The following is a 237-nucleotide window of genomic DNA, read 5'->3' on the forward strand; positions in this document are numbered from 1 at the left end:
GTTGGCCGCCCATCAGCGTTGAGAAGCGCCAGCAGTGGCGCGACGCTTTTACCCGCACAGTGACGGCGAACAGCGATGCAACCGCTCGCAGCGGTTTGGCCGAACAACTTAGCCAGCGCTTGCGAGGCCTGAAGGAGGGCGAAGCTCTGCGGTTGGATGAGCAAGCCTATGTGGCGCCACCGGGTTCCTCCCTGGAGCGCAACAGCCAATTGCCACGCCACGCCTTTGTCGAGCTGC

The 237-nt window shown here is 63.7% G+C and carries 1 protein-coding gene; it reads left to right on the forward strand.

The annotated features are described in order from the left end of the window. On the forward strand, window positions 1-237 hold a 237-nt coding region (locus SB756_RS35200), incomplete at both ends, for a hypothetical protein (RefSeq protein ID WP_410913898.1).

The organism is Pseudomonas sp. SIMBA_068, assembly GCF_046534705.1.
In the GTDB taxonomy this organism is placed as follows: Bacteria; Pseudomonadota; Gammaproteobacteria; order Pseudomonadales; family Pseudomonadaceae; genus Aquipseudomonas; species Aquipseudomonas putida.